Here is a 20,976-nt window from a genome sequence, read left to right as displayed (position 1 = left end):
TTAAGTCACATTTTTAGTCACGAAATTTCAGTGCAGAATGCCCTCACAGCATCTGCAAACTGTTGGTTATGCTCCATTAATGCCATGTGTCCTCCTTTCTGTATAGTAACTAGCTCTGCTTGAGGTAATTCTGCTTTCATTCGCAGGCTAGCTGGGGGGGTAGTGGCAATATCTGAATCGCCGCAGATCACCAACACTGGAATGTCAATTGATGGCAAAGTTTTTGTTTCATCAAATTTGAGCATTCCCAGTGTGCCCCGAGCGAGAACGCCGGGAGAACCCAAGGCTGATAAGAAAGCTGAGAATTCTAATTGACCGCGTGTTTCAGTGCCTTTAAATCCCGATAATTCTACACTGATGTGCAGTGAACCATTGAGATAGCTCAGCCAAGTCATTCCCCACATAATGGGTTCCAAAGCTATGGTGAGATATAGCATAGGTTGGAGCAGCGGCTTTTGCAAAGCGCGTAATAAACCGCTAAAAATAGCTGTTTTGACGGGATTAGTATAAGTCGTATCTACCAGAATTAAACCAGCTACTCGACTACCGAGAAGTTCTGGAAAAAGCCGACTGAATGTTAGAGCAATCATGCCGCCCATGCTGTGTCCGAGTAGGATAACAGGTTTAGTTCCTGCTATGGCAATGACGGCTTCGAGATCGCGGGCAAATTTTTCTAGGGAGTAGTCGCTGTTTTTTGGTCGAGTGGATTTTCCCAAACCTGGAAGATCCCAAACAATCACTCGGAAGCGATCGGTTAGTTGCCGTTTCGCGTAATACCAAACCATACTGTTCGGCCCCCAACCATGTGAGAGGATAATCGGTTGTCCGTCCTCTGGGCCGTAGAATTCTACTTGTAAAATAGTGCCATCAGGCCTCTCTACTCGCTGAACCGAACCCGTCCGCGTCGGCTTGGGTTCGTCAGTACCCGGTCGGCGGAACAGCGGCAAACTGATAAAGCGGCCGCCAACAGACCAAAGAAGCATCAAGACTCCGCTGACTAAGTAGGAAATCCCTACAAGTTCGCCGATGTACCATTCATAAATAATGTATATACCTCCGCCGAGTACGCCGACGGACAGCAGTCCCACCAGCCATAGAAACAGGAAATTGAAGGGCATGAACGGCATAAGCTGAAACCTTGGGTAGGATTTTGGTTGCGGATTCAAACAGAATCATACTCAGGTTAGGCCACAGTAAGCAAGCGATAAGTTAAGCTCTTAACTTGTGCGCTGGTGGAATTTCTTTGATTGATTTGCCCAAGTAATGACAGGATGACTCAAAATGCCCGATCCAAAAATAGCGAGTTCATCGCCAAATGCCAGAGATTCTGTCACGGTGGAGTTAGTTGAGTTTTTATCTTACCTTCGCAGTCTAGATATTAATATTTTTGTTGAGGACTCTCGCCTGCGCTGCAACGCTCCCGAAGGAATTATTACACCAGAACTGCGCGCTGAAATTTCTCAGAGAAAAGCCGAAATAATTTCATTTTTAAAAGCAGCTAATCGTACTTCGAGTTTCACTCCTACACAGATTGTTCCTATGGGGCGGGACGGAAATCTACCGCTTTCCTTTGCACAACAGCGCTTGTGGTTTCTCGACCAATTAGTACCGAACAATCCCTTCTATAATGTTCCCGCAGCCTTGCGTTTGACAGGTTCGCTCAATTTTTCGGCGCTGCAACAAACCTTCAATGAAATTGTGCGCCGCCACGAAGCTTTACGCACGACTTTAGCAGTAGTTTCGGGGCAACCCGTTCAGAGAATAGCTGCCGCTTTCCACCTCCCGATTAATGTAGTGGACTTGCGAAATTTGCCAAAGGAATCTCGACAAACTGAAGCAAACAGGCTCACGACCCAGGAAGCTCAACGCTCTTTCAGTTTGTCCAATGACTTGTTGCTGCGAGTTACATTATTGCAGTTAGATGATGCCGAATATTTACTAATGCTGAATATGCACCACATTGTCTCCGATGGTTGGTCTATCGGAGTGCTTATTCAGGAATTAGGCGCACTTTACACGGCATTTGCTAGGGAAAAACCTTCGCCTTTACCGGCTTTGTCGATCCAGTATGCTGATTTTGCAAAATGGCAGCGCGAATGGCTGCAAGGGGAAGTTTTAGAAACGCAGCTTGCTTACTGGCGACAGCAGTTAAACGGCATTTCTATGCTAAATTTGCCTGCGGATCGCCCCAGGCCAGCAATTCAAAGTTACCGAGGCAAAAGGCAATTTTTGCAACTGCCAAAACAACTGAGCGAGGCTTTAGAAACGTTGAGCCAGCGCGAAGGAGTGACGCTGTTTATGACAATGCTGGCAGCTTTTAAAACGTTGCTTTACCATTACGCGCAGCAAGAAGATATTGTTGTAGGTTCGCCGATCGCCAATCGCAACCGCAGTGAAATTGAAGCATTAATCGGGTTTTTTGTCAACAGTTTGGTGTTGCGTACAGATTTGTCGGGAAATCCAACTTTTCGGGAACTTTTAAACCGAGTCAAAGAGGTAGCATTAGGAGCTTACGCTCACCAAGATTTGCCGTTTGAGAAGTTAGTAGAAGAACTGCACCCCGATCGCGCCTTGAACCAAAATCCCTTATTTCAGGTGGCGTTTGCGCTGCAAAACGCGCCGGGGAATCGGTTAGAATTGCCAGAATTAACACTCAGCCCGCAGCAGTTAGATGTGGGTACAGCGCGGTTTGATTTGGAGTTTCATTTGTGGGAGCGATCGCCCAACAGCTCGGGAAGCAACCAATCGCCCAGCAATAAGCTGTGGGTTGATAGCTCGGAAGGCATCAGCGGCATGGTTATTTACAGCGCCGATTTATTTGATGAAGCTACGATTGCGCGCCTGATCGGCCATTTTCAAACTCTGTTAGAAAGCATTGTGACAAATCCCGAACAGCGAATTGCCAACTTGCAATATTTGAGCGCCCAAGAGCGCGATCGTTTGTTAGTTGAATGCAACAATACTCAGGCGGATTATCCGCAAGATTTGTGCATCCATCAGCTATTTGAAATGCAGGCCGATCGGACACCGGATGCGGTGGCGCTGGTATTTGGAGAGGAGCAAGTCACCTACCAGCAGCTCAATCTCCGCAGCAACCAACTAGCACGTTATCTGCAAAAAATGGGGGTTGGGGCGGAAGTTTTAGTCGGGCTTTGCTGCGGGCGATCGCTCGATCTGATCGTGGGGATGTTGGGTATCCTGAAAGCGGGAGGAGCTTACTTAATTTTAGATCCGAGCTATCCTGCTGAGCGATCGAGCTTTATGGTAAAAGACGCTCAATTATCTGTTGTGTTAACTCAGCAGCAATGGGTAGAGAATTTGCGTGAAGCGAAGCTATCCCGCAGGGAATCGCCCAATTTACAGATAGTTTGTTTAGACACAGACTGGGAGATGATTTCCCAAGAAATCGCCGACAATCCAACCAGCGCAGCCACAGCCGAAAATCTGGTTTACGCGATTTACACCTCCGGTTCCACGGGAAAGCCGAAAGGAGTGGAAATTGAGCACGGAAGCTTGTTAAATCTCGTTTTTTGGCATCAAAGAGAGTTTGGGGTGTCAGCGGGCGATCGGGCAACGCAAATAGCAGCGATCGGCTTTGATGCTTGCGGGTGGGAAATTTGGCCTTATCTCGCCGCCGGATCTAGCATCTACTTTCCAGAAGATGACATCAGGCGAGACCCTGAAAAACTGCAAAACTGGTTAGTATCAAAAGCCATCACCATTAGCTTTTTGCCAACACCTTTAGCCGAGAAAGTTTTGCTATTAGATTGGCCTCAAACAACAGCGTTGCGAATCTTGCTCGCAGGCGGCGAAAAACTGCAACAACATCCTTTAAAATCCCATCCATTTAAGCTAGTAAATAATTACGGCCCAACCGAAAACACCGTCGTCACAACTTCCGGTTATATTCCTGCAACAGAGCAAACAGACATCGCCCCGACAATTGGCCGCCCCATTGCTAACACTCAAGTCTACATATTAGACAAATATTTGCAGCCCGTACCAATGGGGGTTGTTGGCGAATTGTACATCGGCGGAAACGGACTCGCTCGCGGCTACCTCAACCGCCCAGATTTAACCGCAGAACGCTTTATTGTCAACCCTTTTAAACCTAATTCAGACACCATTCTCAATGACTTGTTTAGGAACAGGCAAGATGCCTGTTCCACAAAAAAATTCATCTCTTGTGGAACAGGCATCTTGCCTGTTCTCGATAATGGTGCAACATCTGAGTTTAAAGCAAATTCAGGAGAGCGAATTTACAAAACCGGCGACTTAGTGCGCTACAGAGGCGATCGCAACCTTGAATTTTTGGGACGCCTTGACGAACAAGTAAAAATTCGCGGTTTCCGCATCGAATTAGGAGAAATCGAGACCGTATTAACTCAACATCCGGCCGTGCAGCAAACTGTAGCAATAGCTTCGGAAGATGGACAGGGAGATAAACGTTTAGTAGCTTATATTGCCCTGAATCCTGAATATAGCAGTGCCAGCGAAAAAAACCAAATAATGCAATTGCAGGACGAACAGGTTTTGCAGTGGCAAATGCTCTACAATGAAACTTACAATCAACCTGCTGTTGACTCAGATCCAACATTTAATATTGTCGGCTGGAATAGCAGTTATACTAATCAGCCAATCCCAGCAGAACAGATACGCGACTGGGCGAACAATCAAGCCGCCCAAATTTTAGCTTTGCAGCCTAGCCGAGTGTTAGAAATTGGCTGCGGCACAGGTTTGTTGCTGTTCCAAATTGCGCCTCGCTGCACTCAATATTGCGGCACCGACTTTTCACCTATTTCGCTCAACTATATTCAGCAGCACTTGGCAAATCAACAGTTAGCTAATGTAACGCTGCTTCAGAAAATGGCGACAGACTTTGAAGGAGTAGAGACAGCAGCTTTTGACGCAGTAATTCTCAACTCAGTCGTGCAATATTTCCCGACTATCGACTATCTCGTGCAGGTGTTAGAAGGTGCGGTGAAAGCAACTGCCCCCGGCGGCTTTATATTCATCGGAGATGTCCGCAGCTTGCCGTTGCTGGCAGCTTTTCACGCTTCGGTACAACTGTATCAATCCGAACCTTCTCTCGCGGGCGAACAGTTGCAGCAGCGAGTACAAATGCAAATTTTTCAAGAAACAGAGTTAGTTATCGATCCCGATTTTTTTAGCGCATTAAAGCACCGCTTTCCGCAGATTGGCGGCGTAGAGATTCAATTAATTCGCGGTAGTTATCACAATGAGTTAACTGATTTTCGGTACAATGCTATTTTGCATATTGCGTCGGAAACAGAACCCCCCCAATCCCCGGCACAAGGGGAGTTGGGGGGAGCGAAACGGCTGGATTGGTTGGATAAAAATCAGAATCTGACTGTTACCAAGGTGCAACAAATATTATTGCAAAATCAACTCGATGTTTTAAGAATTGCTAATGTGCCTAATGCGCGGGTAACGGCAGCAGTTAAGGCGGCAGAATTGCTGTCTGTTGTGGATAAATTTCCCACAGCAGGTCAGTTGCAGAAAGCGGTGGAAAAAGTCGATGATTTAGGAGTCGATCCCGAAGCTTGGTATGCTTTGGAAGTTCCGTATAATGTTAATATTAGTTGGTCTAATTCCGACGGTCAAGGGCGCTACGATGTAGTGTTTGCACGGGGCGAAATTAGAGATTTTGTGGGAGAAACCCGAAGGGATAACTTGCGTCCTTGGCGCTCTTATGCTAACAATCCTTTACAAGCTAAAGCAGCGCGGAAATTAGTGCCGCAGTTGCAGGCTTTTCTAGCAGAAAAACTGCCGGAATATATGGTTCCGTCGGCTTTTGTGGTGCTGGAGTCGCTACCTGTGACGGCTAACGGAAAGGTCGATCGCGTCGCTTTGCCTGCACCGGAGCCGATTAAGTTAGAATGGGCTGGCGGTTATGTTGCGCCTCAGACTTCTATTGAGGAAGTTTTAGTGAAAATTTGGGCTGAGGTTTTGGGGATTAAGCGAGTGGGTATCCGGGACAATTTTTTTGAATTGGGAGGCCATTCGCTGCTGGCGACTCAGCTTGTTTCTAGAGTGCGAGATGCTTTCGGGGTTGAGTTGCCTTTGCGCCGCGTTTTTGAAGCGCCGACAATTGCAGAATTATCTAAGATTGTGGAAAGTTTAAAAGATAAGAATGCTAAAAGTGAAGTTCCTGCTTTGGTGCCGATTTCGCGCGATAGTCGGCGGCGGAAGCTATCATCTTTTAATGGACCTATTGCATAATTTTTTGATTGATAGAGCAACCGCAGATGAAGGGCAGATTAACGCTGATAAACGCTGATAATTTGAAGAGGGTTTTTGGCTTGGGCAAGATGTTGAATCGAGAAAGTAAATGAAAAGGATGGCTGTGGAACAGGATGCAATTTCGATAAATATGCAGCAAGAAACCGAAGTTTTTGTATTTCCCGCATCGTTTGCTCAGCAGCGGCTTTGGTTCCTCAATCAATTAGCACCGGGTAATCCTTTCTATAATGTTTCAACAGCGCTCCGCTTAACTGGTTCGCTCAACTTAAGCTCTTTAGAGCAAACCTTCAATGAAATTGTGCAGCGGCATGAAACTTTACGCACTACTTTTACGCTTTTGGAAGGGGAACTCGTACAAGTTATTGCTCCTATTTTAACCGTATCTATCCCCACAATCGACTTACAAAATCTTTCGCCAAATCAACAGGAAACCGCAGCGCTGCAACTTGCAACCGATGCAGCGCAATGCCCTTTCGATTTAGCCGCCGGGCCGTTATTTAAAGTAACGCTGTTACAACTCAGTGAAACAGAACATATATTGTTGCTGAATTTACATCATATTGTGGCTGATGGTTGGTCGATTGGAGTGCTAATTCGAGAGCTGGGAACCCTCTACACAGCATTTGTAAAAAATGGGATCTCGCACTTACCAGCACTGCCCGTGCAGTACGCCGACTTTGCAGAATGGCAGCACCAATGGTTGCAGGGCGAAGTATTAGAAACGCAGTTAGCTTATTGGCGGCAGCAGTTAAACGGAATTACCGCACTCAATCTACCAACAGACAGGCAAAGACCAGCCGTTCCATCCTACCGGGGTGCCAAACAATTTATAATGCTATCACCTGCTTTGAGCGAGGCGCTAAAGTCATTTAGCCAGCAAGAAAGCGCGACTTTATTTATCACTTTATTAGCCGCTTTTCAAACTTTGCTGTACCGCTATACAGGACAAGTAGATATAGCAGTAGGAACGCCGATCGCCAATCGCAACCTGAGCGAAATAGAAGCATTAATCGGTTTTTTTGTCAACAGTTTGGTGCTGCGTACAGATTTATCAGGAAACCCAACTTTTCGGGAACTATTGCATCGGGTAAAAAACGTCGCAATGGCAGCCTACGCTCACCAAGATTTGCCCTTCGAGAAGTTGGTTGAGGAAATGCACCCCGATCGCGAGTTGAGCCGCAACCCCCTATTTCAAGTTAGTTTCAGCCTGCAAAACACTCCTGTAGCAGCGCTAGAATTGCCGGGAATCGCTGGAGAGGCGATCGACTTTGACGCCGGAACCGCCAAGCTCGATTTAGAGTGCCACTTGTGGGAAAATGCAGGAAGTATTCAAGGGCAATTTGTCTACAGCACAGACTTATTTGATAGCGGCACAATTGCGCGCATGGCGGGACATTTCCAAACGCTGCTCGAAGCCATTGTTGCCAATCCCAAACAGCACCTCAGCGACTTGGCTTTGCTGACAGCGCCAGAATACCAGCAATTATTAATCGATTGGAATGACACTCAGAGAGATTATCCGCAAAACCAGTGTTTCCATCAGCTATTTGAAGAGCGAGTCGCGCTCGCGCCCGATGCTGTCGCCGCCGTCTTTGAAAACCAGCAGTTAACCTACCGCCAACTCAACAGCCGAGCCAACCAACTTGCACGTTACTTGCAGCAATTGGGCGCAGCACCAGAAGTTTTAGTCGGCCTTTGTGTAGAACGTTCCTTAGAGGCGATCGTCGGATTGCTAGGCATTATCAAAGCAGGCGCAGCCTACCTGCCTTTAGATCCAACTTATCCTCAAGAGCGGCTTAACTTCATGTTAGAAGATGCTCAGGTGTCGATTTTGGTAACTCAGCAGCACTTAGCAAAAAACTTGACGCAGCCGGAAAATTACGGAGTTTTTTCAGTAGTGAGTTTGGACTCCTACAGAGAAATTATCGCCCGACAAAGCCCAGAAAACCCAACTACAAATATCCTACCAGAAAACCTAGCCTACGTCATTTACACATCTGGTTCAACCGGAAAACCGAAAGGCGTTTTAATCGAACATCGGGGACTCTACAACTTAGCCCTAGCTCAAATAGAAGCTTTTAACTTAAACTCAAATCACCGCATTTTGCAATTCGCCTCCCTGAGTTTTGATGCCTCAATATTTGAAATTGTCATGGCATTAGGAACCGGAGCAACACTTTACTGTGCCAAGAAAGAATCTTTGTTGCCCGGACAAACATTAATCCAATTTTTGCAGGACAATGCTATTACCCACGCTACCCTCCCGCCCTCGCTGCTAGCTGTCCTTCCAAACGCCGAACTTCCCGCACTGCAAACAATCATCTGTGCTGGCGAATCCTGTTCCCCGGATATTGTTAAACGCTGGGCTTCCAGGCGCAGATTTTTTAACGCTTACGGCCCAACAGAAGCGACAGTCTGGTCAAGTTGTGCCGAAATTGGCGATTCCCTGCGGGATAGCTTCGCTTCACGCAAAAAACCGCCCATCGGCCGCCCAATAGCTAACACTCAACTCTATATTTTAGATAAAAATTTACAGCCTGTACCCGTTGGAATTGCCGGTGAATTGTACATCGGCGGCAGCGGATTGGCGCGAGGCTACCTGAACCGCCCCGAATTAACCGCCCAGCGATTTATTGCTAATCCCTTTAGCCAGAAAGCAGGAGAACAAATTTATAAAACTGGTGACTTAGCTCGCTATTTTCCCGACGGCAATATTGAGTTTTTAGGCCGCACTGACGAACAGGTAAAAATTCGCGGTTATCGCATAGAATTGGGAGAAATTGAAGCGCTGCTGGTTCAGCATCCAGCAGTCAAAGAAACAGCGGCGGTTGCTGTGGATGATTTGTCGGGCAACAAACGCCTAGTTGCTTATGTCGTCCCCAACCAAAATCAGACGCTTAATCCCGGGGAAATACGCAATTTCCTCAAACAACAACTGCCCAATTACATGATTCCCAATGCTTTTGTGGCGATGGATTTTCTGCCCCTAACTCCCAATGGCAAAATTGACCGCCTGCGCCTACCTGCACCGGGAACTCTAGCTAGCAATCCAATAGATAAAAGCTGCATTGCACCTCGCACACCAACCGAGTCAACCCTCGCCCAAATTTGGGCCACAATCCTCAACGCAGAGTGCGTTGGCATTCGCGATAACTTCTTCGATTTGGGTGGAGATTCCCTGCTGGCAATCCGCCTCATCAATGAGATTAACCAGCAATTTGAGCGCGAGTTGCCGCTGTCTGCTCTTTTTTTAAATCCGACAATTGAAGGTTTAGCAGATTCGCTATCTTCAGAAACAAATTCTCTGGAATGGTCGCCTTTAGTTGCAATTAAGTCTCGCGGTAAAAATCCCCCGTTCTTCTGCGTCCATCCCATCTTTGGCGTCGTTTTTCCTTATTGCGAGTTAGCCTTTGGGCTAGGAGAAAATCAACCGTTTTATGGGCTGCAACCAAAGGGGATTGACGGCGAAAGTTCTCCGTTAACTAGCATTGAAGACATGGCGGCTGATTACATCGCAGCCTTGCGTACCGTTCAACCAAAAGGGCCTTATTTTTTAGGAGGCTGGTCTTTTGGAGGTTTGGTTGCTTTTGAGATGGCTCAACAGTTGCTCGCAGCGGGGGATGAAGTGGCTTTACTTGCTGTGCTGGATACTTTAGCGCCGGTTTCTGCTAACAAACCTTCTTTTTGGGACGGTTGCAAGTTTATTCTGACTACTGTTTCGCGCTCTATCTGGCCTTTTGTAGTAGATTATTTTCGCTTGGTGGCTGCTGCAGAAAATGTTCAAAGTGGCGGTATTGCAGCAAAATTTCCGAAATTAAATAAGATGCTTAATTTGGCAGCTAATTTTTTGCATCGCTGGAATTGGAAACAGGCCGTTATGGTTAGCATCCTATCTCAGGAGTCAAAAGAACGGAGCTGGCGCGAGCTGGCAATCCCCTCAATGTTTACTGTATTTCAGGCTAACAGTCAAGCAACTCTCAGCTATGTACCGAAAATTTATCCGCAGCGAATTACTCTGTTTAGATCGAGGGAACAGCTAAGCATGAGTAATCAAGATACGACTCTTGGCTGGAGTGAATTAACGACCCAAAAAGTAGAGGTGATTAGAGTTCCTGGGAATCATCTTACTATGCTGAGAAAACCCTGCGTCGAGGTGCTGGCTCAACAGCTAAAGCATTGCTTGGAGAAGGAATTAAGTGATTGAGCGGCCGTTTGGCTTGTGCGTCGAAACCGGGTTTGATGTGGGAAATTACTATTAGACATCTCTAATAATTCTTGTGGAACAGGCATCTTGCCTGTTCAAAGCTTGCTTTTCTGGAGATGTCTAAGCTGTCGCGCATTTAAATTGTATATTCAGGGCGGGCGAGACGCCCACCCCACAAGAGTTTGATTGTTCTTTAACATACAATTTAAATGCAGAACAGCTTATCACCCTTGTAGTTAGGATGTAAAAAAATTGCGATCGCCCGAAGAACACTTTTTGCAACTTGAAATTATCATGCAGCGCCACGCCGCAGCACTCGAAGCTGAAGTCCGAGCTTTGCAAGCAGCCGACGAAACCGCCCAGTGGCCTCCTGACTGGAAGCGTTGCTATAATTGGCGTTTCGCTAACATTTTCGCGTCTGTGAAGATTTTTCGCAACTGGGGTGCGGATGCTGCGGGTTGGAAACTTTTGCCTTCGAGAGTTTATCCCAACCGAGGCAATCAGAAGGATTAGTTAACAGTTGACTGTTGACTGTTCTGAAATGCCTCAATCTAAAATCTAAAATCTAAAATTGCCCAATGGATTGCGCGATGCTGAAGATGATAGCACCCAAACCTGCTGCGATCGGAATTGTCACCACCCAAGCCGAACCAATTGACAGCAAAGTTTGCAAGCGTACTGTTTTCCAAGCTTTGATCAGCCCGACTCCGACGACTGCACCGACTAAAGCGTGGGATGTGGAAACTGGCAAACCGAAGCGAGATGCTAGCAAGACTGTGGTGGCTGTGGCTAATTCCGCGCAAAATCCGCCGCTTGGTTGGAGTTCGATGATCTTTTCGCCGACTGTGGCAATTACATTTTTGCCCCAGATGGTTAAACCGATGACTATTCCTGCGCCTCCGACGACTAAAATCCACAGGGGAACGCTGAAATCTTCTGAGGGAAAGGAACCTGTGCGCCGGATGTAGGCGATCGCAGCTAGGGGAGCAACTGCATTTCCTACGTCGTTGGAACCGTGGGAAAATGCTACAAAACAGGCGCTCAAGACTTGAAATCTCGCCATTTGTTGCTCGATGAGAGAGTGACGGAGTGTCGGAGTGGGGGAGGAGTTTGTACTTATTCCTTCTGTCTTCTCCTCTCTGCCTTCTGGGTTTTCAACTGATTCTAATTTTTTCCAGCTATTGAGTGTCAGGCCGATCGCAGCTATTGCCGCGATGCCAATGACAATATCGTGAATTGGCAGGTTCCAGCCAAATCGATCGCGCGCGAAGTCGATCGCCCCTGTCTGCACCAAAGCAACATCCACCACAGACGGCAGTACAATGATGCCAAATACGCTCAGCATTGCTGCACTCAGCCAAGGTATCCACTCGCGCATTTGAGATAGAGGATCTGGCCGATCGAGAATCGAATATTTCACCACACTGTAAAATAGTGCGGCTAAAGCACCGCTGGCAACAGGTGTCGCCAGCCAAGTTAGGGAGATGGTGCCGATGGTTCGCCAATCAACTGCATTAATTCCGGCTGCAACACAGCTAAAACCCGCGATCGCGCCCACCACTGCATGGGATGAAGAAACTGGCAAACCTCGACTGGTAGCGATTTGCAGCCATATCCCGCAAGCTATGAGCACTGACACCATCCCGATTAAAAATACTTGCGGTTTGTCAGCGAACACTTGTGCATTCACAACTCCTGTTGCCAAAGTTTCGGAAACTCCTTGGCCAAACAGCACTGCGCCGGAAAACTCCAGTATGCCTGCAACAATTATTGCCTGCCGCAGCGTTAGCGCTTTCGAGCCTACGGATGTCCCCATCGAGTTAGCGACATCGTTGGCCCCCAAGTTGGCGGCGACGTAGAAGGCGAGTGCGGCCATTGCCCCTAGTTGCAGAAATACGACCCCAGAGGTATCTAACATAGAAATTTTTTGACATAAAACGGGCATTTCGATATATGATAAGGGATTGTGAGTTTTGGTAAATCCGATGAAAGGCGCAGAAATAATCCGTTCTATCGAAACGGAAGAAATAAATAGAGTCAAGCAAGAACTCAATAAACAAGTTCCCGAAATTTACGTGGGCGACACAGTGCGAGTCGGCGTGAAAATTAAAGAGGGTAACAAAGAACGGGTTCAGCCCTACGAAGGGACTGTGATTGCCATGCGTAACGGCGGGATTAATGAAACAATCACCGTCCGTCGCGTGTTTCAGGGCGTCGGAGTGGAACGGGTGTTTTTGATTCACTCGCCCCGCATCGCCTCGATCCAAGTGATGCGCCGCGGGAAAGTCCGCAGAGCAAAACTTTACTACCTGCGCGATCGGGTGGGCAAAGCTACTCGTGTCAAACAGCGGTTCGATCGCTCCCTGTAGGAATGCACCCAGCTTCCCCTTGGTTCATGGTTTATGGGAAATTGAAAAAAATCAAAAAAAAGTTTCCCATTTAGGAGCGCACTGTGTTAAAATAGAAATCTAGAGGTTAAGCGAATTTCGGAAACCTCACCTGTGCGCTCTTAGTTCAGTTGGTAGAACGCAGGTCTCCAAAACCTGATGTCGGGGGTTCAAGTCCTCCAGGGCGCGCTGAATCACCAAACTTTAAATTCTGCCCGAAAGCGCCCGGATTATTGGCTGGCAACAGTCAAAACCCAAAACTTTCGGGTAGAATTAGTTTTTGTGGGCGGTTCGCAAAAAATGCCATCAACAAATGCTCGGTGTGGCTTCTCGATCATCGGTTTCGGCGATCGGCATTTACGCCGTTGATTGGTTGGGCTTGTAAAAAAGTCGTGGCTTTGGATTTGAGATTTTGGACTTGAGCGTAAGTGGTTAGTGTCAAAAAATCTGAGAATCGCGGGCCATTCACACTATCTAAAATCTAAAATCTAAAATCGCAAGGGGGATTAAATCGTGGCGAAAAAAGACGAAGCTCAAGAAACTCAAGAAATAACGGCGTCTGGGTTTAACCCTGCGGGTTTTTTTAAGGAAACTAGAGAAGAACTCGACAAAGTGGTTTGGCCTAGCAGGCAGCAGCTAATCAGCGAGTCTTTGGCCGTGCTTTTGATGGTAATCCTCTCAGCAAGCCTGATCTATTTGGTGGATAACTTCTTTAACTGGGGCGCGGGAAAGGTGTTTGGGCCATGACTTTTGCATCAGAAGAATCTGAGTATTCCACAGAAGCGACGGGACAGGCAGCATCGCCAGATGTGCCGGAGATTGATGCTCGCTGGTATGCTGTTCAAGTCGCCTCTGGCTGCGAAAAGCGGGTGAAGGCAAACTTGCAGCAGCGGATTCAAACTTTGGATGTTGCCGATCGCATCGTTCAAGTAGAAATTCCGCAAACTCCGGCAATCAAAGTCGGCAAAGACGGTTCCAGGCGGCAGTCAGATGAAAAAATCTTTCCCGGCTACGTACTCATCCGTATGTTTATGGACGAGGATACGTGGCAGGTGATCAAGAATACCCCGAATGTAATTAATTTTGTCGGGGCAGAGCAGAAACGCCGCTACGGGCGCGGCAGGGGTCACGTCAAACCGCTACCTCTGAGTCATTCGGAAGTAGAACGGATCTTTAGAAACGCTCAGGAATCAGAACCAGTTGTCAAAATATCGATGTCTACTGGAGACCACGTTGTGGTACTTTCCGGGCCATTTAAGGATTTTGAAGGTGATGTGATTGAAGTTAGCCCGGAACGAAATAAGCTCAAAGTTTTACTCTCGATTTTTGGGCGCGATACGCCTGTAGAATTGGAGTTCAATCAGGTTCAGAAACAGAACTAACTAATGGCAAAGAAAGTTGTTGCAGTAATTAAGTTGGCGATTACGGCGGGAAAAGCCAACCCAGCTCCTCCGATCGGCCCAGCCCTGGGTCAGCACGGCGTCAATATTATGATGTTTTGCAAGGAGTACAATGCTAGAACCGCAGACCAAGCGGGTCTGGTGGTTCCGGTAGAAATTTCGGTTTTTGAAGACCGCAGTTTTACGTTTATTCTCAAAACCCCGCCGGCGTCGGTTTTGATTCAAAAAGCGGCTGGCATTGCTAAGGGTTCGGGAGAACCTAACCGCAAGCAAGTAGGGAAAATTACACAGGCTCAGTTACGAGAAATCGCTGAAACGAAAATGCCTGACCTCAATGCTAATGATGTTGAGGCTGCTATGAAAATTGTGGCAGGAACGGCTAAAAATATGGGCGTGGCGATCGCCGATTGAAGGAAGAAGGAAGAAGGAAGAAGGAAGAAGGAAGATTTTTCCTAGTCCAAGTTCCAAATTGCTAATCCAAAATTCCTGATTGTGAATGTAAAATCTTCAATCTAAAATCCCAAATCCAAAATCCAAAATCGAGCGATTCAGGGGGAGAAGCAAAGCTTCGCTAGGAATCGCAAATGTTTGAGATTACGAATGAGCTAAACAGTTCAATCTAAAATCTAAAATCCAAAATCTAAAATCGACTGACCCCAGGAGATAACAATGGCAAAGAAAGTATCGCGAAGACTGCAAGAACTTCAAAAGAAAGTTGAAGACAGACCTTATCTACCGCTGGAAGCTCTGCAACTTTTGAAAGAAACAGCAACCGCTAAGTTTGGCGAAGCTGCTGAAGCTCACATCCGTTTGGGAATTGACCCGAAATATACTGACCAACAGTTGCGGACAACTGTATCGCTGCCAAAAGGAACTGGTCAAGTAGTCAGAGTTGCGGTGATTGCTAAGGGCGAAAAAGTTAAAGAAGCTTTGAATGCCGGCGCTGATATTGCGGGTTCTGAAGAGTTGATCGATGAAATTCAGAAGGGCATGATGGACTTCGATTGCCTGATTGCTACCCCAGACGTGATGCCGTTGGTGGCAAAATTGGGCCGGTTGTTGGGCCCGCGCGGTTTGATGCCTTCTCCGAAAGGTGGCACGGTGACGACTGACATTGCTCAGGCGATCAACGAGTTTAAAGGTGGTAAACTAGAATTCCGTGCCGATCGAACTGGCATCGTTCATGTTATGTTTGGCAAGGCAGCTTTCTCAGCGGAAGATTTGCTCGTCAACCTTCATGCTTTGCAAGAAACTGTTGACCGCAACCGTCCTTCTGGTGCTAAAGGCCGCTACTGGCGCAGTTTGTACGTATCCGCAACAATGGGCCCGTCGATCGAAGTCGATATCAGTGCCCTGCGCGATACGAAAATTGACGCTGCCTAGTACAGAATAAAGCAGAACGCAGAAGGTAAAAGACAGCTTCGGCTGTCTGTGTAAATCTCTCACAAGACTTACTCCAGACCTCTGCTAATGTCTGCCTTCTGGTGATAGCCTAATCAAAAATCAATAAGCTGAAGACCGCAGGTGCCGACCGCTTAATTTCCTGCCGAGGCTGAAGAAATAAAAACTCAAGACTCAAAGATTAGAAATTTTCTATTTTTAATTCTGACTTGTTAATTTTTAATTCTCTGCCCCGGCTATAAGGTCGGGGTTTTTGGTGGGCAGTTTTCGATCCTAAAAGGAGGTGAAATAAGTATGGGCAAAAGTTTAGCAGTAAAAAATGAGATTATTGCAGACCTCAAGCAAACCTTGAGCGAATCTCAACTGGTAATCGCGATCGACTACAGGGGCTTAAGTGTTGCTGAAATTACAGATTTGCGTCGGCGTTTGCGTCCGAAAGGAAGCAGTTGCCAAGTGGCAAAAAACACGCTGATGCGAATTGCTGTTGAAGGCAACGAAACCTGGCAGCCGATACAAGAATTGCTGACAGGTACGTCGGCGTTTCTGTTCGTGCAAGAAGATATTGGCGGCGCGATTAAAGCTTACCAAGAATTCCAAAAAGTCTCTAAGAAGACAGAACTTCGCGGCGGCGTAATGGAAGGACGGGTACTGAAAGAAGCTGATGTTAAAGCATTAGCTGATCTGCCGTCGAAAGAACAACTCATGGCTCAAATTGCTGGCGCTATCAACGGTGTCGCAACCAAGTTGGCTGTGGGTATCAATCAAGTTCCTACTTCGATCGCTCGCGGTCTTAAAGCTTATGCTGAAAAAGACGGCGGTTCAGCAGAAGTAGCAGCAGAAGCACAAGCAGAAGCGCAACCAGAAGCAGAAGCAGAAAGCGCATCTGTGTAAGTCATTAGTAATTAGTCATTAGTCCTCAGTCATTAGTATTTAGCAATAGATAGAAGACAGGAGACGAAAAACTAATGATGAATGAGCAAATCTCAAATCCCAAATCCCAAATCTACAATCGAACTAGGAGTTTAACGAATGTCTACTGCAACTGACGAAATCTTGGAAAAACTTAAGTCTCTGACTTTGCTCGAAGCTTCTGAATTGGTCAAGCAAATTGAAGAAGCTTTCGGCGTCAGCGCTGCTGCTCCTGTCGGCGGCATGATGATGATGGGCGGCCCTGCTGCTGCCGCTGCTGAACCCGATGAAGTACAAACTGAGTTCAGCGTGATTCTTGAAGAAGTTCCTGCTGACAAGAAAATCGCAATTCTGAAGGAAGTCCGCGCAATTACCGGTCTGGGTCTGAAGGAAGCGAAAGACATGGTAGAAGCCGCACCGAAGCCAGTTAAGGAAGCTATTGCTAAGGAAGCTGCTGAAGAATTGAAGAAACAGCTTGAAGCTGTGGGCGCAAAGATTTCTATCAAGTAGTCAGAGAATGTAGTTGATATCAATTCCGGTGACACCGGAATGATGGTTAACTGTTGACTGTTGACTGTTGACTGTTAACTATTCCCTAAATTTAATCGCGCGATAGTTACATCTCTCGCGCGATTAATTATTTTTGGTGCTAGGGAAACGGCATTGCCGTGTCCTCTTAGATTTTAGAGGTAGCCTCCATTTGTCGCACTACTGTTAAAGCAGAATAGGAAACACCGGCAGTGCCTTCTCCGGGATGGGTGGAGTCGCCCACTAACCACAAGTTTTTAATTGGTGTGCGGTTGGCAAATCCGAAGGGCCCGAAGGTTGGTATTCGCTGCCCAATGCCACCGACAACGCCTCTATCTCTCGCTGTGTAGCGGGCAAAGGTGCGGGGTGTGGCGGCTTCTTGGTGTACGATCGACTCTGGCGTCAAATTGAAATATTCGCTCAAACGCGCGATCGCCCCTGCGGTATATTTTTCCTTCAATCCTTCATAATCAACCGAATTCCACCACCTTCGAGTATCAGTAAATGAGGAAGCGATAATTGTCGCCATTCCCTCCGGTGCTCGGCCATCTCCCGGATGACTGACTGAAACAAATAATGAATTATTCTCCCCAATCTCGCCGTCGTAATCGTAGAGAAACTGAAGGTGCGGCGGACAATTTTCTGGAATTGCGCTTTCATGCACTCCCAAATATATTACGAAAGCACCGGATGCGGGCGGCAATTTATCGACTCGATATTTGTAGCCTGCCATTTGATTGGGGAGTTTGTTTGTTGTCTCTGCAGTCTCTGATTTAACGGATAAATTATCTGTTAAATTATCTGTTAAATTTCCGAGAATCGGCTCGCTTGACAACAATTTTACTAGATTTTGCGCGGTCACGTTGGCAACAATGCGATCGGCAGTTTCTGTCCAAACTTCGCCTGTTTTTTGATTGCGAATCACTGTACCGGTGGCTTTGCCGTTGGCAGTGACAATACTTTCAACTGTGTGCCGCAACAAAACTTTGCCGCCGTCTCGTTCGATCGCCTCTACAAGTCGATCGCTCAACACCTGCATACTTCCTTGTAGATGATACAATCCCTGTGGCTCTTGCGAAACTCCTAAAGCCGTAGCGGCGTAAAGTAGCGCCGTTTCTTCGGTATCGACTTGAGAATATAATTTTAACTGCAAATCCAAAAAAGTTTTCAAGCGCAAATTGTCTCCCAACCCGCAAAGCCGCAAAGCATCTCCCACTGTCATAAAAGTGAAAGGCAAAGTAATTAAAGTATCGGGGCGAACAGCTTGAATTAATTGCCAAAAATCCCATAAGTTTCTGGGCGGTAAAACTGGATCGCGCCCTTGAAACTTCCAGCTAGCTTTGAACAATGCAGACAATAATTGCCAAAAAGGTTCGCTTCCGGGAAACTGCCGCTGTCTTTCTTGTTGCCACTTTTGCGGATCTCGCCACACGCTAATCGGTGCGGTTTCTCCCGGCAAAAACACCGCACAAGCGGGATCGCAGGGTGTGGCGGCGGGAAGTTCTATGTCTAATTCTGAGAAAATTCGGTGGTGAATGCCTCCGGGTTCCAATCCTGCAACCTGCGTGGCGCCGACATCGAAGGTAAAGCCTTTGCGTTTGAAGGTGGAAGCGCATCCTCCGGGGACGATCGCCTGGTCTAAGACTAGCACTTTGTATCCTCTGCGGGCTAGCAGGGCTGCTGCTGTCAGCCCGCCGATGCCGCCTCCAATTACTGTGACGCGGCCCTTAGTGTCTGCTGGATTGGATTTGCCTAAAGGGGTGCGATCGCCTGTCATAATTTATTTTTTGTAATATTTCTTAATATTATTATATATTACACAAAAAAGCTGCGGCAGGCTTCAACCAGTATATTTGAGATTGAGCTAGAATGACTTGCCAAGCACATTCCAGATTAAGGTTAAGCTAGAGTGGCACTTACGCATCGCTTTTACACGAAAGCGAAAGCCGGGAAGGTGGCGTTACCGTGGCTCCATAAGTCTTGAAAGGTCTATAGGTGTAGTTCAGCAAATAAGGTGGAATCTCATGGGTTTGAATACTTGTAAAATTTGCGCAACTTCTCAAGATAACACCATTTATATGGTCAGAGCAATAGAAGAATTTCCTGGCTTAAATAACGAATTTGAGTATCTTGAATGCAGTGAATGTGGTTGCTTGCAAATAGTTAACGTTCCTCAAGATTTGTCAAAGTATTACTCATTTAACTATTACTCTTTCCAAAATACTGACGTTAAAGAATACAAGGGATTTTTAAAATTTATGAAGCGTAAAAGAGCACAACATTGCCTGGGGAGCAAAAACTTATTGGGAGAAGTTTTATCAAAAACATACGGAGTTCCTTATTATTTTGACTGGCTGAGCAAGGTCAATGTGACATTGGAATCGAAAATATTAGATGTTGGGTGCGGTGCCGGAGATCTTCTGCTGCGTCTAGCTGAAGAAACTTTTTCTGACCTTACAGGACTCGATCCTTTGATTGAAGGTGATATTTTATATAAAAATGGTGTCAAGATTATAAAAAAAGAACTAGCGGAACTAGAAGATCAGTTTGATTTGATTATGCTGCATCATTCTTTTGAGCATATGCTCCAACCGAAAGAGGTTCTAAAAAATATATGGCGGTTGCTTAAACACGATCGGTATGCTTTGATTAGAATTCCTGTTACCTCAACTTATGCGTGGCGAGAATATGGTGTCAAATGGAGTCAAATTGCGGCTCCGCTTCACTTGTTTTTACACAGTCAGAAAAGTATGAAATTACTAGCAAATGAGGTGGGATTTCAAGTAAAAGATATTGTGTTTGACTCGTGGGAGTTACAATTTTTCTGCGATGCAGTAGTTCCTAATTTTTCCGCTGTTGAGCTTAAAGAATTTAAAGTAAAAGCTGAGGAATTAAATAAAAATAATGACGGCGATCAGGCTGCTTTTTATTTGTACAAACCGTGAAAAAATCGATCGCGCGATCGCACGATCGATTTCTCTGCTGATTTAGAATCAGGGACGCCGCCACTTGTTGAGATAAGCTTCGCCAATCCCAGCCACAGCCTGCATTTGAGCTAGCTGTTCCCGTAAAGCTTTGATGGTTCTTAGCTGTTCTTGAGACTGTTGCTGCAAAGCGTCGTAATTTCGCTGTATCGCGGCACTCTGGCTCAATTCATTTTCCAGATATTGCAACTTGGTCAGTTTAACTTGGAACTCGCCGATCGCACTTGACTTTTCTGCTAACTCGTGCTGCAAAGATTCGTAACTCGATTTCGACACGGTTTCGTGGAATTGGCTTTCGAGATTTTGCTTTTCGGTGGCGAATTGCTGCTGCAAAGATTCCAGAGCACTGGATTTTTCGGCTAGTTGCTGCTGCAAAGATTCCACAGCATTGGATTTTTCGCCTAGCTGTTGCTGAAACTCGTGTTCCCGGTGTTCTCTTTGGGCCAATTGCTGCTGCAAAGATTCCAGAGCACTGGATTTTTCGCCTAGCTGTTGCTGAAACTCGTGTTCCCGGTGTTCTCTTTGGGCCAATTGCTGCTGCAAAGATTCCAGAGCACTGGATTTTTCGCCTAGCTGTTGCTGAAACTCGTGTTCCCGGTGTTCTCTTTCGGCCAATTGCTGCTGCAAAGATTCCAGAGCACTGGATTTTTCGCCTAGCTGTTGCTGAAACTCGTGTTCCCGGTGTTCTCTTTCGGCCAATTGCTGCTGCAAAGAAGCGATCGAACTTTCGCGTTCACTCAACTGCTGCTGTAAACTTTCGTAACTTGACTTCGCTACTGTTTCCTGCAATTGGCTTTCGAGATTTTGCTTTTCAGTAGCGACTTGCTGCTGCAAAGAAGCGATCGAACTTTCGCGTTCACTCAACTGCTGCTGTAAACTTTCGTAACTTGACTTCGCTA

General features: G+C 46.6%; 15 protein-coding genes, 1 tRNA gene, 1 pseudogene and 1 other annotated feature. Of the genes and pseudogenes, 13 read left to right on the top strand and 4 right to left on the bottom strand.

Going from position 1 to position 20,976, the window contains the following annotated elements; translation table 11 throughout:
* Nucleotides 1–17 precede the first annotated feature (17 nt).
* On the bottom strand, nt 18–1,127 hold the full coding sequence (locus QUB77_RS13735; RefSeq protein ID WP_333173647.1) for an alpha/beta hydrolase: 1,110 nt from the start codon (nt 1,125–1,127) through the stop codon (nt 18–20).
* A 154-nt stretch (nt 1,128–1,281) separates the two neighbouring features.
* On the opposite strand from QUB77_RS13735, the gene QUB77_RS13730 reads away from it, so the two are divergent.
* The 3 genes from QUB77_RS13730 (at nt 1,282) to QUB77_RS13720 (ending at nt 10,981) form a co-directional block, all read left to right on the top strand.
* Nucleotides 1,282–6,243 carry an amino acid adenylation domain-containing protein gene (locus tag QUB77_RS13730; RefSeq protein ID WP_333173645.1) on the top strand — a complete coding sequence of 1,654 codons (4,962 nt, stop codon included), beginning with the start codon at nt 1,282–1,284 and terminating at the stop codon, nt 6,241–6,243.
* 118 nt (nt 6,244–6,361) lie between these two features.
* A complete protein-coding gene (locus tag QUB77_RS13725; protein WP_445251739.1) occupies nt 6,362–10,468 on the top strand; it encodes a non-ribosomal peptide synthetase in 4,107 nt (1,368 codons plus the stop codon).
* Between the two features lie 276 nt (nt 10,469–10,744).
* A complete protein-coding gene (locus QUB77_RS13720; protein ID WP_333173641.1) occupies nt 10,745–10,981 on the top strand; it encodes a hypothetical protein in 237 nt (78 codons plus the stop codon).
* Nucleotides 10,982–11,033: 52 nt separating this feature from the next.
* On the opposite strand, the gene QUB77_RS13715 is transcribed toward QUB77_RS13720, so the two are convergent.
* Nucleotides 11,034–12,386, bottom strand: a complete 1,353-nt coding sequence (locus QUB77_RS13715) for an inorganic phosphate transporter (protein WP_333173639.1) — start codon at nt 12,384–12,386, stop codon at nt 11,034–11,036.
* A 67-nt stretch (nt 12,387–12,453) separates the two neighbouring features.
* On the opposite strand from QUB77_RS13715, the gene rplS reads away from it, so the two are divergent.
* The 9 genes from rplS (at nt 12,454) to rplL (ending at nt 17,075) form a co-directional block, all read left to right on the top strand.
* The gene (gene rplS / locus QUB77_RS13710) at nt 12,454–12,837 is read left to right on the top strand and encodes a 50S ribosomal protein L19 (protein WP_333173636.1); all 384 of its coding nucleotides are present in this window, start codon (nt 12,454–12,456) and stop codon (nt 12,835–12,837) included.
* A 134-nt stretch (nt 12,838–12,971) separates the two neighbouring features.
* A tRNA-Trp gene (locus QUB77_RS13705) sits at nt 12,972–13,044 on the top strand.
* Nucleotides 13,015–13,224 carry a hypothetical protein gene (locus QUB77_RS13700; protein WP_333173633.1) on the top strand — a complete coding sequence of 70 codons (210 nt, stop codon included), beginning with the start codon at nt 13,015–13,017 and terminating at the stop codon, nt 13,222–13,224. Before QUB77_RS13705 ends, QUB77_RS13700 begins: the two co-directional genes overlap by 30 nt.
* A gap of 144 nt (nt 13,225–13,368) precedes the next feature.
* A complete protein-coding gene (gene secE / locus QUB77_RS13695) occupies nt 13,369–13,602 on the top strand; it encodes a preprotein translocase subunit SecE (RefSeq protein ID WP_242721255.1) in 234 nt (77 codons plus the stop codon).
* Complete coding sequence (nusG, locus tag QUB77_RS13690) at nt 13,599–14,237, top strand: transcription termination/antitermination protein NusG (RefSeq protein WP_333173630.1); 639 nt, start codon at nt 13,599–13,601, stop codon at nt 14,235–14,237. Before secE ends, nusG begins: the two co-directional genes overlap by 4 nt.
* A 3-nt stretch (nt 14,238–14,240) precedes the next feature.
* Nucleotides 14,241–14,666, top strand: coding sequence for a 50S ribosomal protein L11 (rplK, locus tag QUB77_RS13685; RefSeq protein WP_194061482.1), 426 nt, complete (start codon nt 14,241–14,243; stop codon nt 14,664–14,666).
* A 258-nt stretch (nt 14,667–14,924) separates the two neighbouring features.
* Nucleotides 14,925–15,638, top strand: coding sequence for a 50S ribosomal protein L1 (rplA, locus tag QUB77_RS13680; RefSeq protein ID WP_333173627.1), 714 nt, complete (start codon nt 14,925–14,927; stop codon nt 15,636–15,638).
* A gap of 110 nt (nt 15,639–15,748) precedes the next feature.
* Nucleotides 15,749–15,921: a sequence feature (ribosomal protein L10 leader region), on the top strand.
* Between the two features lie 29 nt (nt 15,922–15,950).
* Nucleotides 15,951–16,547 carry a 50S ribosomal protein L10 gene (rplJ, locus tag QUB77_RS13675; protein ID WP_333173624.1) on the top strand — a complete coding sequence of 199 codons (597 nt, stop codon included), beginning with the start codon at nt 15,951–15,953 and terminating at the stop codon, nt 16,545–16,547.
* A 138-nt stretch (nt 16,548–16,685) separates the two neighbouring features.
* A complete protein-coding gene (gene rplL, locus QUB77_RS13670) occupies nt 16,686–17,075 on the top strand; it encodes a 50S ribosomal protein L7/L12 (RefSeq protein WP_333173623.1) in 390 nt (129 codons plus the stop codon).
* Nucleotides 17,076–17,241: 166 nt separating this feature from the next.
* On the opposite strand, the gene QUB77_RS13665 is transcribed toward rplL, so the two are convergent.
* Complete coding sequence (locus QUB77_RS13665; protein ID WP_333173621.1) at nt 17,242–18,870, bottom strand: FAD-dependent oxidoreductase; 1,629 nt, start codon at nt 18,868–18,870, stop codon at nt 17,242–17,244.
* A gap of 247 nt (nt 18,871–19,117) precedes the next feature.
* Between QUB77_RS13665 and QUB77_RS13660 the strand changes: the two genes are divergently transcribed.
* Nucleotides 19,118–20,038 carry a class I SAM-dependent methyltransferase gene (locus QUB77_RS13660; protein WP_333173619.1) on the top strand — a complete coding sequence of 307 codons (921 nt, stop codon included), beginning with the start codon at nt 19,118–19,120 and terminating at the stop codon, nt 20,036–20,038.
* 48 nt (nt 20,039–20,086) lie between these two features.
* Here the strand turns inward: QUB77_RS13660 and QUB77_RS13655 are convergent.
* Nucleotides 20,087–20,976 (bottom strand): annotated as a pseudogene (locus QUB77_RS13655) (CopG family transcriptional regulator); the annotation flags it as partial.

The organism is Microcoleus sp. AT9b-C3 (genome assembly GCF_036705485.1).
Taxonomy (GTDB): domain Bacteria; phylum Cyanobacteriota; class Cyanobacteriia; order Cyanobacteriales; family Microcoleaceae; genus Microcoleus.
Note: the sequence above shows the minus strand (reverse complement) of the source record. Positions and strands in the feature narration are given on the sequence as shown.

Excerpts from the sequence above, each read along its gene's own strand:
- QUB77_RS13735 (WP_333173647.1), bottom strand. The coding sequence starts at position 1,127 with ATGCCGTTCATGCCCTTCAATTTCCTGTTTCTATGGCTGGTGGGACTG.
- QUB77_RS13730 (WP_333173645.1), top strand. The coding sequence starts at position 1,282 with ATGCCCGATCCAAAAATAGCGAGTTCATCGCCAAATGCCAGAGATTCT.
- QUB77_RS13725 (WP_445251739.1), top strand. The coding sequence starts at position 6,362 with ATGGCTGTGGAACAGGATGCAATTTCGATAAATATGCAGCAAGAAACC.
- QUB77_RS13715 (WP_333173639.1), bottom strand. The coding sequence starts at position 12,386 with ATGTTAGATACCTCTGGGGTCGTATTTCTGCAACTAGGGGCAATGGCC.
- rplS (WP_333173636.1), top strand. The coding sequence starts at position 12,454 with ATGAAAGGCGCAGAAATAATCCGTTCTATCGAAACGGAAGAAATAAAT.
- QUB77_RS13700 (WP_333173633.1), top strand. The coding sequence starts at position 13,015 with ATGTCGGGGGTTCAAGTCCTCCAGGGCGCGCTGAATCACCAAACTTTA.
- nusG (WP_333173630.1), top strand. The coding sequence starts at position 13,599 with ATGACTTTTGCATCAGAAGAATCTGAGTATTCCACAGAAGCGACGGGA.
- rplK (WP_194061482.1), top strand. The coding sequence starts at position 14,241 with ATGGCAAAGAAAGTTGTTGCAGTAATTAAGTTGGCGATTACGGCGGGA.
- rplA (WP_333173627.1), top strand. The coding sequence starts at position 14,925 with ATGGCAAAGAAAGTATCGCGAAGACTGCAAGAACTTCAAAAGAAAGTT.
- rplJ (WP_333173624.1), top strand. The coding sequence starts at position 15,951 with ATGGGCAAAAGTTTAGCAGTAAAAAATGAGATTATTGCAGACCTCAAG.
- rplL (WP_333173623.1), top strand. The coding sequence starts at position 16,686 with ATGTCTACTGCAACTGACGAAATCTTGGAAAAACTTAAGTCTCTGACT.
- QUB77_RS13665 (WP_333173621.1), bottom strand. The coding sequence starts at position 18,870 with ATGACAGGCGATCGCACCCCTTTAGGCAAATCCAATCCAGCAGACACT.
- QUB77_RS13660 (WP_333173619.1), top strand. The coding sequence starts at position 19,118 with ATGGGTTTGAATACTTGTAAAATTTGCGCAACTTCTCAAGATAACACC.